Source organism: Leclercia pneumoniae (genome assembly GCF_017348915.1).
Taxonomy (GTDB): Bacteria; Pseudomonadota; Gammaproteobacteria; order Enterobacterales; family Enterobacteriaceae; genus Enterobacter; species Enterobacter pneumoniae.
In genome coordinates this window covers 982,721-1,000,303 of sequence record NZ_CP071383.1, presented here as the reverse complement: position 1 = coordinate 1,000,303, position 17,583 = coordinate 982,721, and the positions used below count along the sequence as shown (strand labels likewise).

The following is a 17,583-nucleotide window of genomic DNA, read 5'->3' as shown; positions in this document are numbered from 1 at the left end:
CCCTATCACTGTGTGCCCGGTGTTTTACAGCGCTGCTTCGTCGGCTTCGCCCGTACGAATACGAATGACGCGTTGCAGTTCGGCAACGAAAATTTTGCCGTCGCCAATTTTGCCGGTGTAGGCCGCTTTGCTGATGATATCTATCACCTCTTCCAGCTGATCGTCGGCAATCGCAACGTCAATTTTTACCTTTGGCAGGAAGTTGACGCTGTATTCCGCCCCGCGGTAGAGCTCTGCATGGCCCTTCTGACGACCAAAGCCTTTCACTTCGGTGACAGTCAGCCCCTGAATACCAATGGAAGACAGCGCTTCGCGAACGTCTTCGAGTTTGAACGGTTTGATTACCACGGTAACCAGCTTCATAAATCCCCTCCAGTCAGAATTCGGTAGTGGCTTCAGCTAACACGTAAGAGATACTGCAAGCGCTGTGCCAGAATTCTTAAAAGAGGAAAATTAGCTGGCCGACGCCGCGTAATCAGGAGGGATTGGCTAAGGGTAAGGCGTAACGAGGCGGGAGAGTGAGTAGCGCGAAAAAAAACGCACCATGACAGTGCAGGGTGCGTTTCATTTTTGCACCAGCAGTTTTACCTGTTAGTGCATTGCCTGTTTTTGGTGCATCAGGCGCTGAGCGACTCCTCGCGAGTGCTGGCTTCCAGCTCCTCGCCCGCCAGCTGCAGCTGATACATCTGCCAGTAACGGCCTTTCGCCTCAAGCAGTTGCCGGTGTGTACCCCGCTCTACGGCCTGTCCGCGGTGCAGCACCAGAATGGTATCAGCTTCAACGATGGTGGAGAGTCGGTGAGCGATCACCACCAGCGTGGTCTGTTCACGAACCGCCGCCAGGGCCTGCTGGATGGCCTGCTCGGTGCCGGAGTCGATACTTGCGGTGGCTTCATCAAGGATCAGCACCTGCGGCGTCTCAATCAACACCCGCGCCAGCGCCAACAGCTGTTTTTGGCCCACCGACAAATTATTGCCCTGCTCTCCCAGCCGCGTATGGATGCCGTCATGTAACCCCCGCGCCAGTTCAGCCAGCTGCACCTGCTCCAGCACGGCCCACACCTGCTCTTCGCTGTAATCACGCCCCAGCGTAACGTTGGCGAAGAAGGTGTCTGCCAGCACCACCGGATCTTGTTGCACCATCGCCACCCCTTTGCGCAGCGTGCTGTGGCTCAGAGTCGCCAGCGGACGACCATCAAGACGGATCTCCCCCTGCGTCAGCGGATAGTAGCCCATCAGCAGGCTGGCTAAGGTACTTTTACCGCTCCCGGTATGGCCCACCAGCGCCACAAAGCTGCGGGACGGAACGTGAAGAGTGATGTCCTGCAATACCAGACGATCGTCGCGATACGCAAAAGAGAGATTATCAATGGCGATATCGCCGCTTTGCAGCTCCCGGGTGTCCTGGCCGTACATCTGACGCGGCCTGTCCATCAGTTCAAAGACCCGCTCGCCCGCGACAACCGCCTGTTGCAGCATTGATTGCTGCGTGGTGAGTTCGATTAGCGGTTCGTTTAAACGCCCAAGATAGCTAATGAAGGCGTAGAGAACCCCCACCTGAATAGTGCCGTTGGCCCCCAGACCAAATTGCAGGAGCAAGCCACAGAGGATCAGGGCCGAAAAGAGGCTTAGCAACGGGCGCAGCAGGAAGCCATCCAGCCGCAGGGTCTGCATGCGCGCCATATAATGTGAACGGCTCGCTTCCCCCATCCGCTCACCAAAGCGCGCCTGCTGGCGGAACTGCTGGATCACACTCATACCATTAATAACTTCATTAAAGCCGTCGTTAATGTCTGCCAGGTAGGCACGCACACGACGGACGATAGGCGTGCTGTAACGCTGGTAGATCATCATGACAATAAAGACGGCAGGGAAGATCGCGATCGCCACCAGCGCCATGCGCCATTCGAGGCTGAACATCGCCACCAGCATTGCCCCAATCAGCGCCGCGCTGCGCAGCACCGTGGAGACCACGGTGACGTAGAGATCGCGGATCACTTCCGTATCATTGGTTACGCGAGAGATAATCTGCCCCACCGGCTGGGTATCAAACTCGCTCAACGGCTGGCGCAGCGCAGCATCCATGACGTCGGTACGCAGTTGCTGGACCACGCCCACAGCGGCCTGGTTAAAGAGCAGCGATTGGGCATAGTGCAGACCGGCAGCCAACAGCTGCAGGCCGACGTAAGCCACCCCCAGCCCGGCCACCAGGCCCAGCGGCAGGTAACTTTTGGCCACCATGTTGTCGATAAAATAGCTGATAAGCAGTGGCCCGCTCACTTCAGCGATCGCGGCGATCCACAGCATCACCACCGCCAGCGACAGCGGTTTTCGCCACGGCGAGCCGTAGGCCAGCAGCCGCTTCAGGATAGGCCACAACTGTCCAAAACTACGCATCGCTGGCCTCCTCATTCACTTCCGGCGCATCATCCAGCGCGGCTTCTAGCTGTTGATAGCGATACATATCGCGATACCATCCAGGTTGTTCTGACAACAGCTCGTGCTGCCCGCGCTGGGCAATATGCCCATGCTGCATCACCAGGATCTCACTCGCTTCTGTCAGGGCTGACAGGCGATGGGCGCTGATGATCACCGTGCGGCCTTCGCCCCACTGACGCAGGTTATGCAGGATCTGATGCTCGGTACGCCCATCTACGGCCGATAGCGCATCATCCAGAATCAGGATTTCAGCATTTAACAACAGGGCACGGGCAATCGAAATGCGCTGTTTTTGGCCGCCAGAGAGCATCACGCCCCGCTCGCCCACCTCGGTTTCATAGCCCTGCGGCAAACGTAAAATATCCTCATGCACGCTCGCCAGACGGGCGACATGTTCAATCTCCTGCTGGGTGGCCTCAGGGCAGCCAAGCGCAATATTACTGGCAACCGTATCGGAGAAGAGGAACGGCGTCTGGCTCACCACGGCCAGCCGGCTGCGCCAGCTATCCAGCTGCAGGCGGGTCAGGGGAATGTCGTGAAAACGAATATCCCCCTGGTCGATATCAAAATGGCGCTGGATCAACGATAGCAGGGTACTTTTGCCTGCGCCGGTCGGGCCGCAAATGCCCAGCATCTGCCCGGGACGCAGGGCAAAATGAACATTCTCAAGGGAGACCCGTTCGGCGTGCGGATAGCTGAACGAACGGATGGCGACCTTCAGCTCGCCGCGCCCTTCCGGCACCGGCTCGCTCCCGTCATCTACCACCGGGGCCTCGGCGAGCATGTCGCGAATACGGCTATAGGCCGCGCTACCGCGCTCAACAATGTTGAACATCCATGCCAGCGCCAGCATCGGCCAGATCATCAGGCCAAGATACATGGCAAAGCTGGTGAGCTGGCCGAGCGTTAACGAGCCCTGAACCACCATCCAGCTCCCGCCACCAATCGCCAGCATGTTCGCCATACCGATAGCGATATAGATAGTGGGATCAAACCGGGCATCGATGCGGGCTACCCGCATATTTTTTGCGCCCGTATCGGCGGCATCGGCAGCGAAGAGCGACGATTGCCGGTCTTCCAGGCCAAAGGCTTTAATCATTCGAATACTGGTCAGGCTCTCCTGGGTGCGATCGTTCAACGAGGAGAAGGCTGCCTGCGCCAGCTTAAAGCGCTCATGTAGTTGATCGCCGTAGCGTTTGATCGCCAGCGCCATGACGGGCATCGGCAACAGGGCCAGCAGCGTTAACTGCCAGCTGATCTGGGTCGACATCACTATCAACACCGCGCACCCCATCACCAGCGAGTCAACCAGGGTTAAGACCCCTTCTCCGGCGGCAAATACCACGCGGTCTACATCGTTAGTGGCCCGGGCAATGAGATCCCCGGTGCGGTGACGCAGATAGAATTCCGGATGCTGACGGCTAAGCTGACGATAAAAATCTTCACGCAGTTCCACTGCTAATTGGTAGGACGCGCCGAATAACAGGACACGCCAGACATAGCGCAGCAGATAGACCACCACCGCCGTCAGCACCAGCGTGCCGATCCACATCAACACCCGTGCGGTGGTGTAATGCTGTTCCGTAACGCCATCCACCACGTACCCCACCACCTTAGGCGGAATAAGTTGCAGAATGGCAATGATAATAAGCAGGGCAACTGCGCCGAGGTAGCGTTGCCACTCTCGACGAAAATACCAGCTTAACTGAGCAAATAATCGCACGCGGTCTTTTCCTGAAGGTCTTGTTCCGGCCAGGCCGGGAGGTTATTCAATGGGTAACGCTGTGGTGTATTTAATCTGTTCCATGGCGAAGCTGGAGGTGACATCCGACAGGCCAGGCACGCTGTTGACCAGCCGTTTGTAAAAGTCATCATACCGTTTCATGTCCGCCACCTGAACGCGCATCAGGTAGTCGTACTCCCCCGCCATGCGCCAGAAACCGAGCACTTCCGGCATGCCGGTCACCTCGCTCACGAACCGGCAATACCAGTCGCTACTGTGGTGCTGCGTTTTTATCAGCACAAAGGCGGTTAAACCAAGCCCCAGTTTTTCGGGATCAAGCAGCGCTACGCGGCCCAGCAAAATGCCCTCATCTTCCAGGCGTTTAAGGCGCTTCCAGCAGGGCGTGGTGGTCAGATTAACGGCATCCGCCAGCGCCTGCAAAGAGAGGGTGCAGTCACTTTGCAGTAATGAGAGTAGCTTACGGTCAATTTTATCTAGCATAGCGCCCCCACAGAGAAAATTTTTCTCCTTACATTCTATTTTAAAGGCCAGATAGCAACAATTTTTTCTGTGCTTTTCGCTATGCTGGGCACAAAATGACAAACGGATAATTACGATGAATAGCACCTGGGTTAAACATGCCATCAGCGAAATCAACGCCGACTATCAGCGCTCGGCAGATACCCATCTCATTCGCCTTCCGCTGCCGGGGTTTGCCGGAATTCAGCTCTACCTGAAAGATGAAAGCACTCATCCGACCGGCAGCCTGAAGCATCGCCTCGCCCGCTCGCTGTTTTTATATGGCTTGTGTAACGGCTGGATAAAAGAGGGGACTCCCATTATTGAGTCCTCGTCGGGATCTACCGCCGTGTCAGAGGCGTATTTCGCCCGCCTGCTGGGCCTGCCGTTTATCGCCGTGATGCCCGCCTGTACCGCAAAGCGTAAAATTGAACAGATCGAATTTTATGGAGGCCGCTGCCACTTTGTTGAGAGCGCCTGTGAAATCTATGCGGCCTCAGAGATGCTGGCCCACGAGCTGCACGGCCATTATATGGATCAGTTCACGTATGCTGAACGTGCCACCGACTGGCGCGGTAATAACAACATTGCCGACAGTATATTCCGCCAGATGCAGTGCGAGCCGAACCCGGTACCGACCCACATCGTGATGAGCGCCGGTACCGGCGGTACCTCGGCAACGATTGGTCGCTATATTCGCTGCCAGGGCTATGACACCCGCCTGATGGTGGTGGACCCGCAAAACTCCGTGTTCCTTGATTACTGGCAGAGCCGGGATAGCAGCCTGCGCAGCCCGGTGGGCAGTAAAATCGAAGGGATTGGCCGCCCGCGCGTCGAGCCTTCCTTTATTCCCGATGTGGTAGACGAGATGCTGCGCGTGCCGGACGCCGCCAGCGTAGCCACTGCCCATTGGCTGGAATCCCAACTGGGGCGTAAGGTCGGTGCCTCAACCGGCACCAACATGTGGGGCGCGTTACGGCTGGCAGCCCGGATGCGCGACGCGGGCCAGACCGGTTCCATAGTGACTCTGCTGTGTGACAGCGGCGAGCGCTATCTCGACACCTATTATAATGCGGAGTGGGTTGCCGCGAACATTGGCGATATTTCAGCCTGGCAGCAAGAGATTGCCCGGCTCGTGAAATAAAAAAAGCCAGACGGACGTCTGGCTTGCTGGAAGGGTCTCACTATTCGGGGGAATAAGGAAGATTTGGTGTGTCCAGCCAATGGGTTAAATAGTGGGACACGGCTTCGTTGCGGCAGTGTCCAATAATCGGGAGGTGCGAAAGCTCAGCAATCAGCTGCGGCATCGCATTGCCCATAATCAATCCGCGACCAACGCTGCCCAGCATCTCGCGGTCATTCATGGCATCGCCAAACGCCATACACTCCTGCAGGGTAAGGCCCAGGTGATCGCTCAGCACCGCCAGGGCAGAGCCTTTGTTACACCCCACCGGCAGCACCTCGAGACAATATTCTGCCGAGAAGGTGAGATGCGCCCTCTCGCCCAACGCCTCGTTCAACTGAATGCGCAACCGACACAGATCCTCATGATCGCCACAGAAACAGATCTTCGTCACGGCATAGGCGGGAAGACGACGCAGGTCAGTTAGCTGATAATGAAAACCGCTGTAAGCATGAGCGTGCAGCAGTTCGGGGATTTCCCTGTTGGTAAACCAGCCATCATCATTAAATACGTGAATACTGGCCTGGGTATCCCAGGTGCTGTGCAGAACGATATCCGCCACCTGCGGATCAAGATCCTGACGGTGGAGTTCGTCCCCTTCCAGCGAGTGAATACGCGTCCCGTTGCCGGTGATCAGAAACGCATCCAGCGAAAGTTTACCCAACAGATGGCGCATCTCCAGCGCGTGGCGGCCTGTGGCAAACGTAAGAGTAATATCACGCTCACGCAGGCGCTTAAGTGCGCTCAGGGTTTTTTCACCTAAACGGTGATCCGGCATTAATAGCGTACCGTCCATATCGAATGCAGCCAGGCGAGCCATGCGTACTCCCGAAAGTGTGATGCGTTTAACTTGTGGATCAGTATCACCTGAGATATACGGAAGTAATACTGAATAGTTAAATAATATTGTTCCGGGTTTTCTATGCGCCTTCTTAACCGTCTTAATCAGTATCAACGGCTCTGGCAGCCTTCAGCCGGGGCGCCGCAGCAAGTAAGCGTGGCTGAGCTGGCCGGCCGCTGTTTTTGCAGTGAACGGCATGTGCGTACGCTATTGCGACAGGCGCAGGAGGCGGGCTGGTTGAGCTGGACGGCACGGCCAGGGCGCGGTAAACGCGGCGATCTGCTCTTCCATGTTACCCCCGACGCGTTACGCAACGCGATGATGGAAGAGGCGCTTCAACGTGGTCATCAACAGACGGCTCTGGAATTGGCGCAGCTGGCGCCGCAGGATCTACACACACTGCTGCAGCCCTTTATGGGCGGTCAGTGGCAGAACGATACCCCAACGCTGCGTATCCCTTACTACCGCCCACTGGAGCCGCTGCAGCCGGGCTTTTTACCGGGGCGTGCAGAGCAGCACCTGGTGGGACAGATCTTTTCCGGTATCACCCGGTTTGACGATACGAGCAGCGAGCCGGTTGGCGATCTGGCACACCACTGGGAGATCGCCCCCGATGGCCTGCGCTGGCATTTTTACATCCGCTCAACCCTGCACTGGCATAACGGCGATAAGGTCGAGACCGCGCACCTGCAAAACCGTCTGGCGCTGCTGCTTGCCCTGCCCGCGCTACGTAAGCTGTTTAACAGCGTATCGCGCATTGAGGTCACCCATCCTCAATGCCTGACCTTTATTCTGCATCAGCCCGATTACTGGCTGGCGCATCGGCTGGCGAGCTACTGCAGTCGGCTGGCCCACCCCAGCATGCCGCTCATCGGCTGCGGTCCGTTTCGACTGGCGATCTTCGGGCCTGAGCTGGTGCGAATCGAAAGCCATGAGCAGTACCATCTTAGCCACCCTCTGCTGAAAGCGATCGAGTACTGGATTACCCCGCAACTCTTTGAGCAGGATCTGGGCACCAGCTGTCGCCACCCCGTACAGATCGCGATTGGCGAACCCGATGAACTTGCCAGCCTGCGGCTGGTGAGCAACAGCATTAGCCTGGGATTTTGTTATCTGACCCTGCGCCAGAGTTCGCGGCTGAGCGAACTGCAGGCCCGTCGTCTTATTCAAATCATTCATCACACCGCGCTTCTGCATACGTTACCGCTGGAAGAAAATTTGATTACACCGGCAAACGAGCTCTTGCCGGGCTGGGCCATTCCCGAGTGGCCCGACGCGCAACAAACGGCATTACCAGAAACGCTGACCCTCGCCTACCACCTGCCCGTGGAGTTACACACTATGGCAGAGCAGCTCAGGCTCTATCTGGCACAGCAGGGTTGTCAGTTGCACATTATCTTTCACGATGCCAAAACCTGGGATGGCTGCGGCGTACTGCCCCAGGCCGACATCATGATGGGCGACAGGCTTATTGGCGAGGCACCAGAATACACGCTTGAGCAGTGGCTACGCTGCGATGTGCTGTGGCCGCAATTACTGAGTCCGGCCCAATATTCCCATCTTCTGGCTACGCTGGATGCAGTACAGACGCAGCCCGCCGCCAGCGCTCGCGACTCAGCGCTAAAAGCGGTCTTCGCGGGTTTGATGGAGAGCGCCGTGCTGACCCCTCTCTTCAATTATCACTATCAGGTAAGCGCGCCGCCGGGCGTAAACGGTATTCGACTCAACCCGCGCGGCTGGTTTGAATTTACCGAAGCCTGGCTGCCGGCACCGGGAACGTGAAGAAGCTGGTCGCCGCTGCCTGCCCGCGTTACCATTGCGTTTTACACCGTTAACGTTGGGAAGAGATATGAAACGTGCCGTCGTCGTCTTTAGCGGAGGACAAGATTCCACTACCTGCCTGGTTCAGGCGCTACAGCAATATGATGAGGTTCACTGCGTCACCTTCGATTATGGTCAACGCCACCGCGCTGAAATCGATGTCGCCCGTGAACTGGCCATCAAGCTTGGCGCACGTGCACACAAGGTGCTGGACGTCACCTTGCTGAACGAACTGGCGGTCAGTAGCCTCACGCGCGATAGCATCCCGGTGCCAGACTACGAACCCGATGCCAGTGGCATTCCCAATACCTTCGTCCCGGGGCGTAATATTCTCTTCCTGACCCTGACCGCAATTTATGCTTATCAGGTTCAGGCCGAAGCAGTGATTACCGGCGTGTGTGAAACCGATTTTTCTGGCTACCCCGACTGCCGCGATGAATTTGTTAAAGCCCTCAACCATGCGGTGAGCCTGGGCATGGCGAAAGAGATTCGCTTTGAAACGCCGCTTATGTGGCTCGACAAAGCCGAAACCTGGGCGCTGGCAGACCACTGGGGCAAGCTGGAGATGGTGCGCAACGAAACCCTCACCTGCTATAACGGCATTAAGGGCGATGGCTGTGGCCAGTGCGCGGCCTGTAACCTGCGGGCAAACGGCCTGAATCAGTACCTGACGAACAAAGCCGGCGTGATGGCTTCGCTGAAAGCGAAAACCGGGCTGCAGTAGTTCCGGCCTCGCCGGGTGAAATCCTTCACCCGGCAGGTTTCCACTTTATTTGATCAGCTTTTCCAGTTTTTCCCGCAACTCCCCTTCCAGCGGCAACGCTTTTTGTGTCTTCAAATCGATACAGACGAAAGTGATCAGCGCATCCGCTACGTTTTGCCCTTCGGGCTCCAGCGTCACGACCTGGCTCAGGACGCCGCTTTTGCCGTTGAGTTGCTGCACCTGACTGGTTACGGTAAGCAGATCGCCCAGTACGGCCGGGCGGCGATAATTGATGTTAATATTCACCACCACAAAGGCGATGTTGTGCGCCGTTAGCCACTGAAAGCTTTCGCTGTTTTCCAGCCCATCCCACCGCGCCTCTTCCAGAAATTCGAGATAGCGGGCGTTATTGACGTGCTGATAAACGTCCAGATGAAAACCACGTACTTTGATTTGAGTCTGCATAGCGCAATAGCCTTTATTGTCTATTTATAGGATCAGAGGTCATAACTGGTATGACCTCTTTATCCTGGCAAACTTTTGCCACCGTGCAAGAAAAAACTCAGAGTTTTAGGTCCGCCAGATTACGCTCAACCAGCGCACTTCCCATGCCGGGCACCTGCTTCAGGTCATCGACCGTTTTGAAGGGGCCGTACTCTTCCCGGTAGCTTACGATCGCCTGCGCCTTCTTCAGACCAACGCCATTGAGAATCCGGGCCAGCTCTTCAGCCGGGGCGCTATTGATACTGACTTGTCCATCTGCACTCTCCGTCGCTTTTGCCGGGGCCGCTGCGGCTGGCGCAATCTTACTCTGCGGTGAGGCGACGGGGGCCGCCTGCAGAGAGACGCTAGTGGATAGACCGGCGAAAGCCAGGGCAATACAGAGAGCTTTGATTCCACGTTTCATACTGTTTCTCCTTGTTTGTTAACAGCCAGGCCACGATAGCCGGACGCTAACAAACGAACAAACAGCAGATGGCAGAAATGGAAAAGGCCGCGAAAGCGGCCTTTGAGAGTTGCAATGCGTTGCGTAAATCTGCGAGCAACGCTGAAATTATTGCTGCTGAGTTATGACATCGCCCAGCTTAATTTTGGCTTCTTTGCGCAGATTGCTCATCAGCGCTTCGAAAGTGATCTGGGCATTGTTCTGGGTGATCCCCTGAACCATCGCCTTTTTCTGCGCTTCCGGCAGGGTGCCAGACTTCACTTCATCCAGAGCCAGAATAACCACGTTGCCCTGCATATCGCTTGCAATACCAAAGCTCGGTTTATCTTTCGCCGGCTGGCTCAGCGCAAAGGCTGCCTGGCTAACAGGATCCTGACCGGTACGGCTCAGGGTTTTGGCTTCACCGAAGCTCAGACCAGCCGCCTTCAGCGCCTCGTCGCCTTTCCCTGCTTTCAGCTCAACCAGCAGTTTCTCAGCATCCAGTTTGGCCTGCTGCTCTGCTTTGTTGTGCTGAACTATTGCCGTGATCTGGTCTTTCACTTCCGCCAGCGGTTTAATCGCTTCTGGTTTATGCTCAACCACGCGTAAAACGAAGGCACGATCGCCGTCAACGGTGATGATGTCGGAGTTGCTGCCCGGCGTGCCGTTCTCACCCACCAGGCCACCATTGAAGATAGCGTCTGATACAGGTTTGAAGTTCAGCTCTTCTGGCAGATTGTTACGACCAAACCAGCCCGTGGTCACCGCTTTGGCACCGGCAGCCTGCTCCGCGCCCGCCAGCGACTCGTTATCGTTGCTTGCGGCATCGCTCACTTTCTGCTGCAGCGCGTAGAAGGCATCCAGCGCTTTTTCTTGCTTCACTTTGGCGGCGATATCATCACGCACTTCGGTCAGCGGTTTCGTTTTAGCAGGCTCAACGTCGTCCAGGCGGGCAACCAGGAAGCCTACAGAAGATTTGATCACCCCTGAAAGTTGGCCTTTCTCTTTCAGACCGGCGTTTTTCAGCTCTTCTGGGGTGGTACCCTCTTCCAGCCAGCCCATATCGCCGCCGTTTTTCGCAGAGATGATGTCGGTGGATTTTTCTTTGGCAATGGCGGCAAAGTCTGCGCCTTTGTTCAGTTCGTCCAGCACGGCTTTCGCATCTGCTTCCGTTTTCGTCTGGATCACGCTGTAACGGTTACGCTGAGGCTGAGTGAACTGATCCTGATGCTGATCGTAGTAAGACTGAATATCGGCATCCGACGCATTTTCCTGCATCGCCGCGGCGTCCAGCTTAATGTAGCTGATGCGGAACTGCTCAGGTGCGGTGAAGTTATTTTTGTTCTGCTCGTAGTAAGCGTTAACTTCCTGCTCGCTCACCTTTTGCTTCGCGGCCAGAGCGTTAACGTCGAAAGTGGCTTCGCGAACAATTCGCTGTTGTGCAACAAGTGCCGCCAGCTCGTCGGTTTCGCCCTTCAGCATGAAATCGCTACCCACGATGGCGTTGATTAGCTGCTGCGTCGTCAGCTGATTGCGAAGCGCTTGTGCGTATTGGTCGGCTGACATGCCCATCTGGCCAATAATGGCGTTGTAGCGGGTGTTATCAAATTTGCCGTCGGTCTGGAAAGCAGGGGTTGTGAAAATCACTTTTTTCACTTGATCATCGCTGATACCCAGGCCGAGATTGTGGGCGTACTGGTCAAGCAGCGCTTCGTCGATAAGACGGTTCAGCGTCTGCTCACGCAGCGTTTTCATATAACCTTCGTTTGCTGCCAGTTCAGAGAACTGATCGCCCAGTTGCTGCTGCATACGGTTACGTTCATTGGCAAAAGCGTTCTCAAACTGCCCACGGCTAATTTCCTGGTCATTCACTTTTGCGGCATAGTTTGCGCTACCGCCAATCAGATATCCGCTTACGCCGGTCAAAATGAACGACAAAATAATGATACCGAAAATAATCTTGAGCACGAGACTGTTAGCAGCCGTGCGTAAGTTGTCCATCATGGTGTGACCACACTCCGCTGTAGGTGACTGGTGACCTGACGCTGGCGGAAATCCTGACCGCAGCGCGTAAAAATGTATTGTGACAAGAAAACAGGGCGATTGTCAGCCCACAACTCGCAGAAACTCGCAGAAAACAGTCCTGGACAAACAAAAAAGGCACATCAAATGATGCGCCCTTGGAGATGTCGACTTCCCTGAAGCAAAAAAGCAATCAGTTTACTGCGTCTTTCAGCGCTTTACCTGCACGGAAACCTGGAACTTTAGCGGCAGCGATGGTGATTTCTTTGCCGGTCTGAGGGTTGCGGCCAGTACGGGCAGCACGCTCTTTAACAGCAAAAGTACCAAAGCCTACCAGCGCTACGTCGTCTCCGGCCTGCAGAGATTCGGTAACAGAAGCAATCAGAGCATCTAACGCACGTCCAGCCGCAGCTTTAGAGATATCGGCACCCGCAGCAATTTTGTCAATCAGTTGAGATTTATTCACTCTTCTCTTCCTCTCTTTATAATTTATATCGCGCCTGAATCCTTCACAACGCGACCGCGCAGCAGTTATATCAGGCCTGCCATAACCTTACAACACCCGTTGTTGATGGCTGACCTAATCAGCAATCTAAATTAGCTATACAAAAAAAGGCTGGCAAGCCCGAAATGGCTCACCAGCCTTGTTTTTATTGACGCTCTTTGCGCGAGGTCACTATTTTGCCGTTACAACCTGCATTCCGGAGGGCTCATTCTGCAGTGCTAATGTCAGAACCTCTTCAATGCGTTTCACCGGATGGATATCCAGATCGGCAATAACGTTATCTGGAATTTCTTCCAGATCGCGCTTGTTCTCGTAAGGAATAAGCACAGTTTTAATACCACCGCGGTGGGCTGCCAGCAGTTTTTCTTTCAAACCACCAATCGGCAGAACCTGGCCACGCAAAGTGATCTCACCGGTCATGGCCACATCAGCACGTACCGGGTTACCGGTCAGGCAGGAGACCAGAGCGGTACACATCGCGATACCGGCGCTTGGACCGTCTTTCGGCGTTGCCCCTTCCGGTACGTGAACGTGGATATCGCGTTTTTCGTAGAAGTCCGGATTAATACCCAGTTTTTCCGCGCGCGCGCGCACCACGGTCAGCGCAGCCTGGATGGATTCCTGCATCACTTCACCCAGAGAACCGGTATAAGTGAGCTTACCTTTGCCAGGCACGCAGGCGGTTTCGATGGTCAGCAGATCGCCGCCCACTTCCGTCCACGCCAGACCGGTGACCTGGCCCACGCGGTTTTCGCTATCCGCGCGACCGTAGTCGTAGCGCTGAACGCCGAGAAACTCATGCAGGTTTTCACCGTTAATCTCAATCTGCTTCGCGGTTTTATCCAGCAGCAGTTGTTTAACCGCTTTACGGCACAGTTTTGAGATTTCACGCTCGAGGCTACGGACACCCGCTTCACGGGTATAGTAACGAATGATGCCAATAATGGCGCTATCGTCGACCGTCAGTTCGCCTTTTTTCAGGGCGTTGCGCTCAATCTGCTTCGGCAGCAGGTGGCGTTTGGCAATGTTCAGCTTCTCATCTTCGGTATAACCAGAGAGACGGATCACTTCCATACGATCCAGCAGCGGTGCCGGAATGTTCATGGAGTTGGAGGTCGCCACGAACATCACATCGCTCAGGTCGTAGTCCACTTCCAGGTAGTGATCGCTGAAGGCCACGTTCTGTTCTGGATCAAGCACTTCCAGCAGAGCGGACGCCGGATCGCCACGCATGTCCGAAGACATTTTGTCGATCTCATCAAGCAGGAACAGTGGGTTTTTCACCCCCACTTTTGCCATCTTCTGAATCAGTTTGCCTGGCATGGAGCCGATATAGGTACGACGGTGACCGCGGATTTCCGCTTCATCACGTACCCCACCCAGCGCCATTCGCACATACTTGCGCCCGGTTGCCTGGGCGATGGACTGGCCCAGAGAGGTTTTACCCACCCCCGGCGGCCCTACCAGACAGAGAATTGGCCCTTTGATTTTATTCACACGGCTCTGGACCGCGAGATATTCAAGGATGCGATCTTTGACACGTTCGAGGCCATAGTGGTCGGTATCAAGGATTTCTTGCGCCTGGCGCAGATCTTTCTTGACCTTGCTACGGGTATTCCATGGCACCTGAACCATCCACTCAATGTAGCCGCGCACCACAGTGGCCTCGGCGGACATTGGAGACATCATTTTCAGCTTCTGCAGCTCGGCTTCCGCTTTCTCTTTTGCCTCTTTCGGCATTTTCGCGGCGTCGATTTTACGCTTCAGGGCTTCGTTTTCGTCCGGCGCGTCGTCCATCTCGCCAAGCTCTTTCTGAATAGCCTTCATCTGCTCATTCAGGTAGTACTCACGCTGAGATTTCTCCATCTGCTTTTTCACGCGGTTGCGAATACGCTTTTCCACCTGCAGCAGATCGATCTCGGATTCCATCATCGCCATCAGATACTCCAGACGTTCATTAACGTCGGACATCTCCAGCACGGACTGTTTGTCAGCCAGCTTCAGCGGCATGTGCGCAGCGATGGTATCTGCCAGACGCGCAGGATCGTCGATGCTGTTCAGCGACGTCAGCACTTCTGGTGGGATTTTTTTGTTCAGCTTGATATAGCCTTCGAACTGGCTAATGGCGGTGCGTACCAGCACCTCCTGCTCACGCTCGTCAAGCTGCGGTGAGTCAAGATACTCTGCCTTAGCAGAGAAGTGTTCGCCATCATCAGACAAGGTGGTAATACGCGCACGCTGCAGGCCTTCGACCAGCACCTTGACGGTGCCGTCAGGCAGCTTCAGCATCTGCAAAATAGAGGCCACGGTCCCGACGGTGAAAAGATCATTTACACCCGGCTCATCCGTTGATGCTTCTTTCTGCGCAACCAGCATGATTTTTTTATCATGATCCATGGCGGCTTCAAGGCAACGGATAGATTTTTCCCGCCCTACAAATAAGGGTATGACCATGTGCGGATAAACCACCACATCGCGCAGCGGCAATACGGGGATTTCAATGCGTTCAGAACGCTCAGGATTCATAGAGCTCTCTCTTAGTTTAGTGTCCGCCAGGTAATCAGGCTGCGTGACTGTGCTTCACCCAACCATTAACATGTAATCCAGTATATGGGGATGTTTCCCACACATTCAACGTCATGAATACGGAAAAATAAAAGGGGGGATAAAATCCCCCCTTTTTGATTAACTGATTGTATGAGTTGGTGAATTATTCGCCAGAAGCCTGCTGCGCTTCTGGTTTGCCATAAATCAGCAGCGGCTTAGTTTGGCCTGCAATCACGGACTCATCGATAACCACTTTCTCGACCTCTTCCATAGAAGGAAGGTCGTACATGGTATCGAGCAGCGCGGCTTCAACGATTGAACGCAGACCACGGGCACCGGTTTTACGGGCCATGGCTTTCTTGGCAATCGCATCCAGCGCTTCGTCACGGAACTCCAGGTCAACACCTTCAAGGTTGAACAACGCCTGATACTGTTTCGTCAGGGCGTTTTTCGGCTCTTTCAGGATCTGAATCAGAGCGTCTTCGCTCAGCTCGCTCAGTGTCGCCACAACCGGCAGACGACCAATGAACTCAGGGATCAGACCAAATTTGATCAGATCTTCTGGCTCAACCTGCGCTAACAGCTCACCTTCGTTCGCTTTTTCAGATTTTCCTTTCACCGTGGCGCCAAAACCAATACCAGAGCCAGTTTCTACACGGTGGGAGATCACTTTGTCCAGACCGGCAAACGCACCACCACAGATGAACAGGATCTTGGAGGTATCAACCTGCAGGAACTCCTGCTGCGGATGTTTACGGCCACCCTGCGGCGGAACCGCAGCCACGGTGCCTTCAATCAGTTTCAACAGAGCCTGCTGAACCCCTTCACCGGACACATCGCGGGTGATGGACGGGTTATCGGATTTACGCGAGATTTTGTCGATCTCATCGATATAAACGATACCGCGCTGGGCTTTCTGCACGTCGTAATCGCACTTCTGCAGCAGCTTCTGAATAATATTTTCAACGTCTTCACCCACATAACCGGCTTCGGTCAATGTGGTAGCGTCCGCCATGGTGAACGGAACATCCAGCAGGCGCGCCAGCGTCTCTGCCAGCAACGTTTTACCGGAACCCGTTGGTCCAATCAGCAGAATGTTACTTTTGCCAAGCTCAACACCATTGCTGGTGTCGCCATTACGGAGACGTTTGTAGTGGTTATACACCGCCACAGCCAGGACTTTCTTAGCCTGTTCCTGACCGATGACATAGTCATCAAGGTGATGACGGATCTCATGCGGTGTCGGCAACGCGCTGCGTTCACGATGCGGAGCAACTTCTTTAATCTCTTCGCGAATGATGTCGTTACATAAATCGACACATTCATCGCAGATATACACGGACGGCCCGGCAATCAGTTTGCGCACTTCATGCTGGCTTTTGCCGCAAAAAGAGCAGTACAGCAGTTTGCCCGAACCATCTTTGCGTTTATCTGTCATGAGTCAAAACCTCTTTTTAAGTTCTTTGTGCCGCACATGACGACGCAAATGCCATTCTGAGGCGCATGCTTCTAATGAAGCAAAATGCCGCCCTACCTTAGTATAGCGGCACACGCGCGCCGTGGGCATCAATTACGATGGGTCAAAATGGAGTCGACTAAGCCGTACTCAACTGCCTCTGATGCGGAGAGGAAGCGATCGCGCTCGGTGTCACGCTCGATCTGCTCTAAAGATTGACCCGTGTGGTGCGCCATAAGTTCATTCATGCGCCCTTTTACTTTCAGGATTTCACGGGCGTGGATTTCAATATCCGTCGCCTGACCCTGGTAGCCGCCCAGCGGCTGGTGAATCATCACGCGGGAGTTCGGCAGGCAGAAGCGCTTGCCTTTAGCGCCAGCCGTCAGCAGGAAAGCACCCATTGATGCCGCCTGGCCCATACAGATGGTGCTAACGTCCGGTTTGATGAACTGCATGGTGTCATAGATGGACATGCCAGCAGTAATGACACCGCCTGGAGAATTAATATACAGGTAAATGTCTTTTTCCGGGTTTTCCGCTTCCAGAAACAGCATCTGCGCTACGATCAGGTTAGCCATATGGTCTTCCACCTGGCCGGTCAAGAAGATAACGCGTTCTTTCAGCAGACGGGAATAGATATCAAATGAACGTTCACCGCGCGATGTCTGTTCAATAACCATTGGCACCAACGCCATGTGGGGTGCAAAGTTATCTCGTTCGCCACTGTATGACATGTCCGTCTCCTGGATAAAAAATGAAAATACCTGCTGTACTGATTGTAACCTTGTGGACGGATTATCAGCCAGTCTCTTTAATACTACTTTCCCACAGATGGGGGTGGCATCGCCCTATTTCAAGCATAACAATCTTTTGCTGTTACGCTAACACTGAAAGGGCGTT

Annotated in this window: 15 protein-coding genes; 3 read left to right on the top strand and 12 right to left on the bottom strand. The window is 54.8% G+C overall.

Features of this window, described 5'->3' with window-relative positions; translation table 11 throughout:
* Positions 1-24: 24 nt before the first annotated feature.
* The 4 genes from glnK to JZ655_RS04625 form a co-directional block, all read right to left on the bottom strand.
* Positions 25-363 (bottom strand): P-II family nitrogen regulator, encoded by a 339-nt coding sequence (gene glnK / locus JZ655_RS04640; RefSeq protein WP_040076890.1) that lies wholly within the window; start codon positions 361-363, stop codon positions 25-27.
* A gap of 254 nt (positions 364-617) precedes the next feature.
* Positions 618-2,396 (bottom strand): SmdB family multidrug efflux ABC transporter permease/ATP-binding protein, encoded by a 1,779-nt coding sequence (locus JZ655_RS04635; protein WP_207293112.1) that lies wholly within the window; start codon positions 2,394-2,396, stop codon positions 618-620.
* Positions 2,389-4,161 carry a SmdA family multidrug ABC transporter permease/ATP-binding protein gene (locus JZ655_RS04630; protein WP_207293111.1) on the bottom strand — a complete coding sequence of 591 codons (1,773 nt, stop codon included), beginning with the start codon at positions 4,159-4,161 and terminating at the stop codon, positions 2,389-2,391. Before JZ655_RS04630 ends, JZ655_RS04635 begins: the two co-directional genes overlap by 8 nt.
* 42 nt (positions 4,162-4,203) lie before the next feature.
* Positions 4,204-4,662 carry an Lrp/AsnC family transcriptional regulator gene (locus JZ655_RS04625; RefSeq protein WP_040076894.1) on the bottom strand — a complete coding sequence of 153 codons (459 nt, stop codon included), beginning with the start codon at positions 4,660-4,662 and terminating at the stop codon, positions 4,204-4,206.
* Between the two features lie 115 nt (positions 4,663-4,777).
* On the opposite strand from JZ655_RS04625, the gene JZ655_RS04620 reads away from it, so the two are divergent.
* On the top strand, positions 4,778-5,824 hold the full coding sequence (locus JZ655_RS04620) for a PLP-dependent cysteine synthase family protein (RefSeq protein ID WP_207293110.1): 1,047 nt from the start codon (positions 4,778-4,780) through the stop codon (positions 5,822-5,824).
* 40 nt (positions 5,825-5,864) lie between these two features.
* Here JZ655_RS04620 and cof read toward each other — a convergent pair whose 3' ends face one another.
* The gene (gene cof / locus JZ655_RS04615) at positions 5,865-6,683 is read right to left on the bottom strand and encodes an HMP-PP phosphatase (protein ID WP_207293109.1); all 819 of its coding nucleotides are present in this window, start codon (positions 6,681-6,683) and stop codon (positions 5,865-5,867) included.
* 102 nt (positions 6,684-6,785) lie between these two features.
* On the opposite strand from cof, the gene JZ655_RS04610 reads away from it, so the two are divergent.
* Together JZ655_RS04610 and queC are read left to right on the top strand one after the other, a co-directional pair.
* Positions 6,786-8,486, top strand: coding sequence for an SgrR family transcriptional regulator (locus JZ655_RS04610; protein ID WP_207293108.1), 1,701 nt, complete (start codon positions 6,786-6,788; stop codon positions 8,484-8,486).
* A gap of 67 nt (positions 8,487-8,553) precedes the next feature.
* Positions 8,554-9,249, top strand: coding sequence for a 7-cyano-7-deazaguanine synthase QueC (gene queC, locus JZ655_RS04605; RefSeq protein WP_207293107.1), 696 nt, complete (start codon positions 8,554-8,556; stop codon positions 9,247-9,249).
* 45 nt (positions 9,250-9,294) lie between these two features.
* Here the strand turns inward: queC and JZ655_RS04600 are convergent, their stop codons facing one another.
* From JZ655_RS04600 to clpP, 7 genes are all read right to left on the bottom strand, one after another.
* Complete coding sequence (locus JZ655_RS04600; RefSeq protein WP_040076900.1) at positions 9,295-9,693, bottom strand: YbgC/FadM family acyl-CoA thioesterase; 399 nt, start codon at positions 9,691-9,693, stop codon at positions 9,295-9,297.
* 97 nt (positions 9,694-9,790) lie between these two features.
* Positions 9,791-10,135: a helix-hairpin-helix domain-containing protein gene (locus JZ655_RS04595; protein ID WP_207293106.1), complete on the bottom strand. Its 345-nt coding sequence runs from the start codon at positions 10,133-10,135 to the stop codon at positions 9,791-9,793.
* A gap of 147 nt (positions 10,136-10,282) precedes the next feature.
* Entirely contained in the window at positions 10,283-12,157 is a 1,875-nt protein-coding gene (ppiD, locus tag JZ655_RS04590; RefSeq protein ID WP_207293105.1) for a peptidylprolyl isomerase, read from the bottom strand.
* A 211-nt stretch (positions 12,158-12,368) separates the two neighbouring features.
* Positions 12,369-12,641, bottom strand: coding sequence for a nucleoid-associated protein HU-beta (hupB, locus tag JZ655_RS04585; RefSeq protein ID WP_002444653.1), 273 nt, complete (start codon positions 12,639-12,641; stop codon positions 12,369-12,371).
* A 210-nt stretch (positions 12,642-12,851) separates the two neighbouring features.
* Positions 12,852-15,206 (bottom strand): endopeptidase La, encoded by a 2,355-nt coding sequence (lon, locus tag JZ655_RS04580; RefSeq protein WP_046884454.1) that lies wholly within the window; start codon positions 15,204-15,206, stop codon positions 12,852-12,854.
* Between the two features lie 184 nt (positions 15,207-15,390).
* Positions 15,391-16,665, bottom strand: a complete 1,275-nt coding sequence (clpX, locus tag JZ655_RS04575) for an ATP-dependent protease ATP-binding subunit ClpX (protein ID WP_040076904.1) — start codon at positions 16,663-16,665, stop codon at positions 15,391-15,393.
* Between the two features lie 128 nt (positions 16,666-16,793).
* Positions 16,794-17,417: an ATP-dependent Clp endopeptidase proteolytic subunit ClpP gene (gene clpP / locus JZ655_RS04570; RefSeq protein WP_003021624.1), complete on the bottom strand. Its 624-nt coding sequence runs from the start codon at positions 17,415-17,417 to the stop codon at positions 16,794-16,796.
* Positions 17,418-17,583 lie beyond the last annotated feature (166 nt).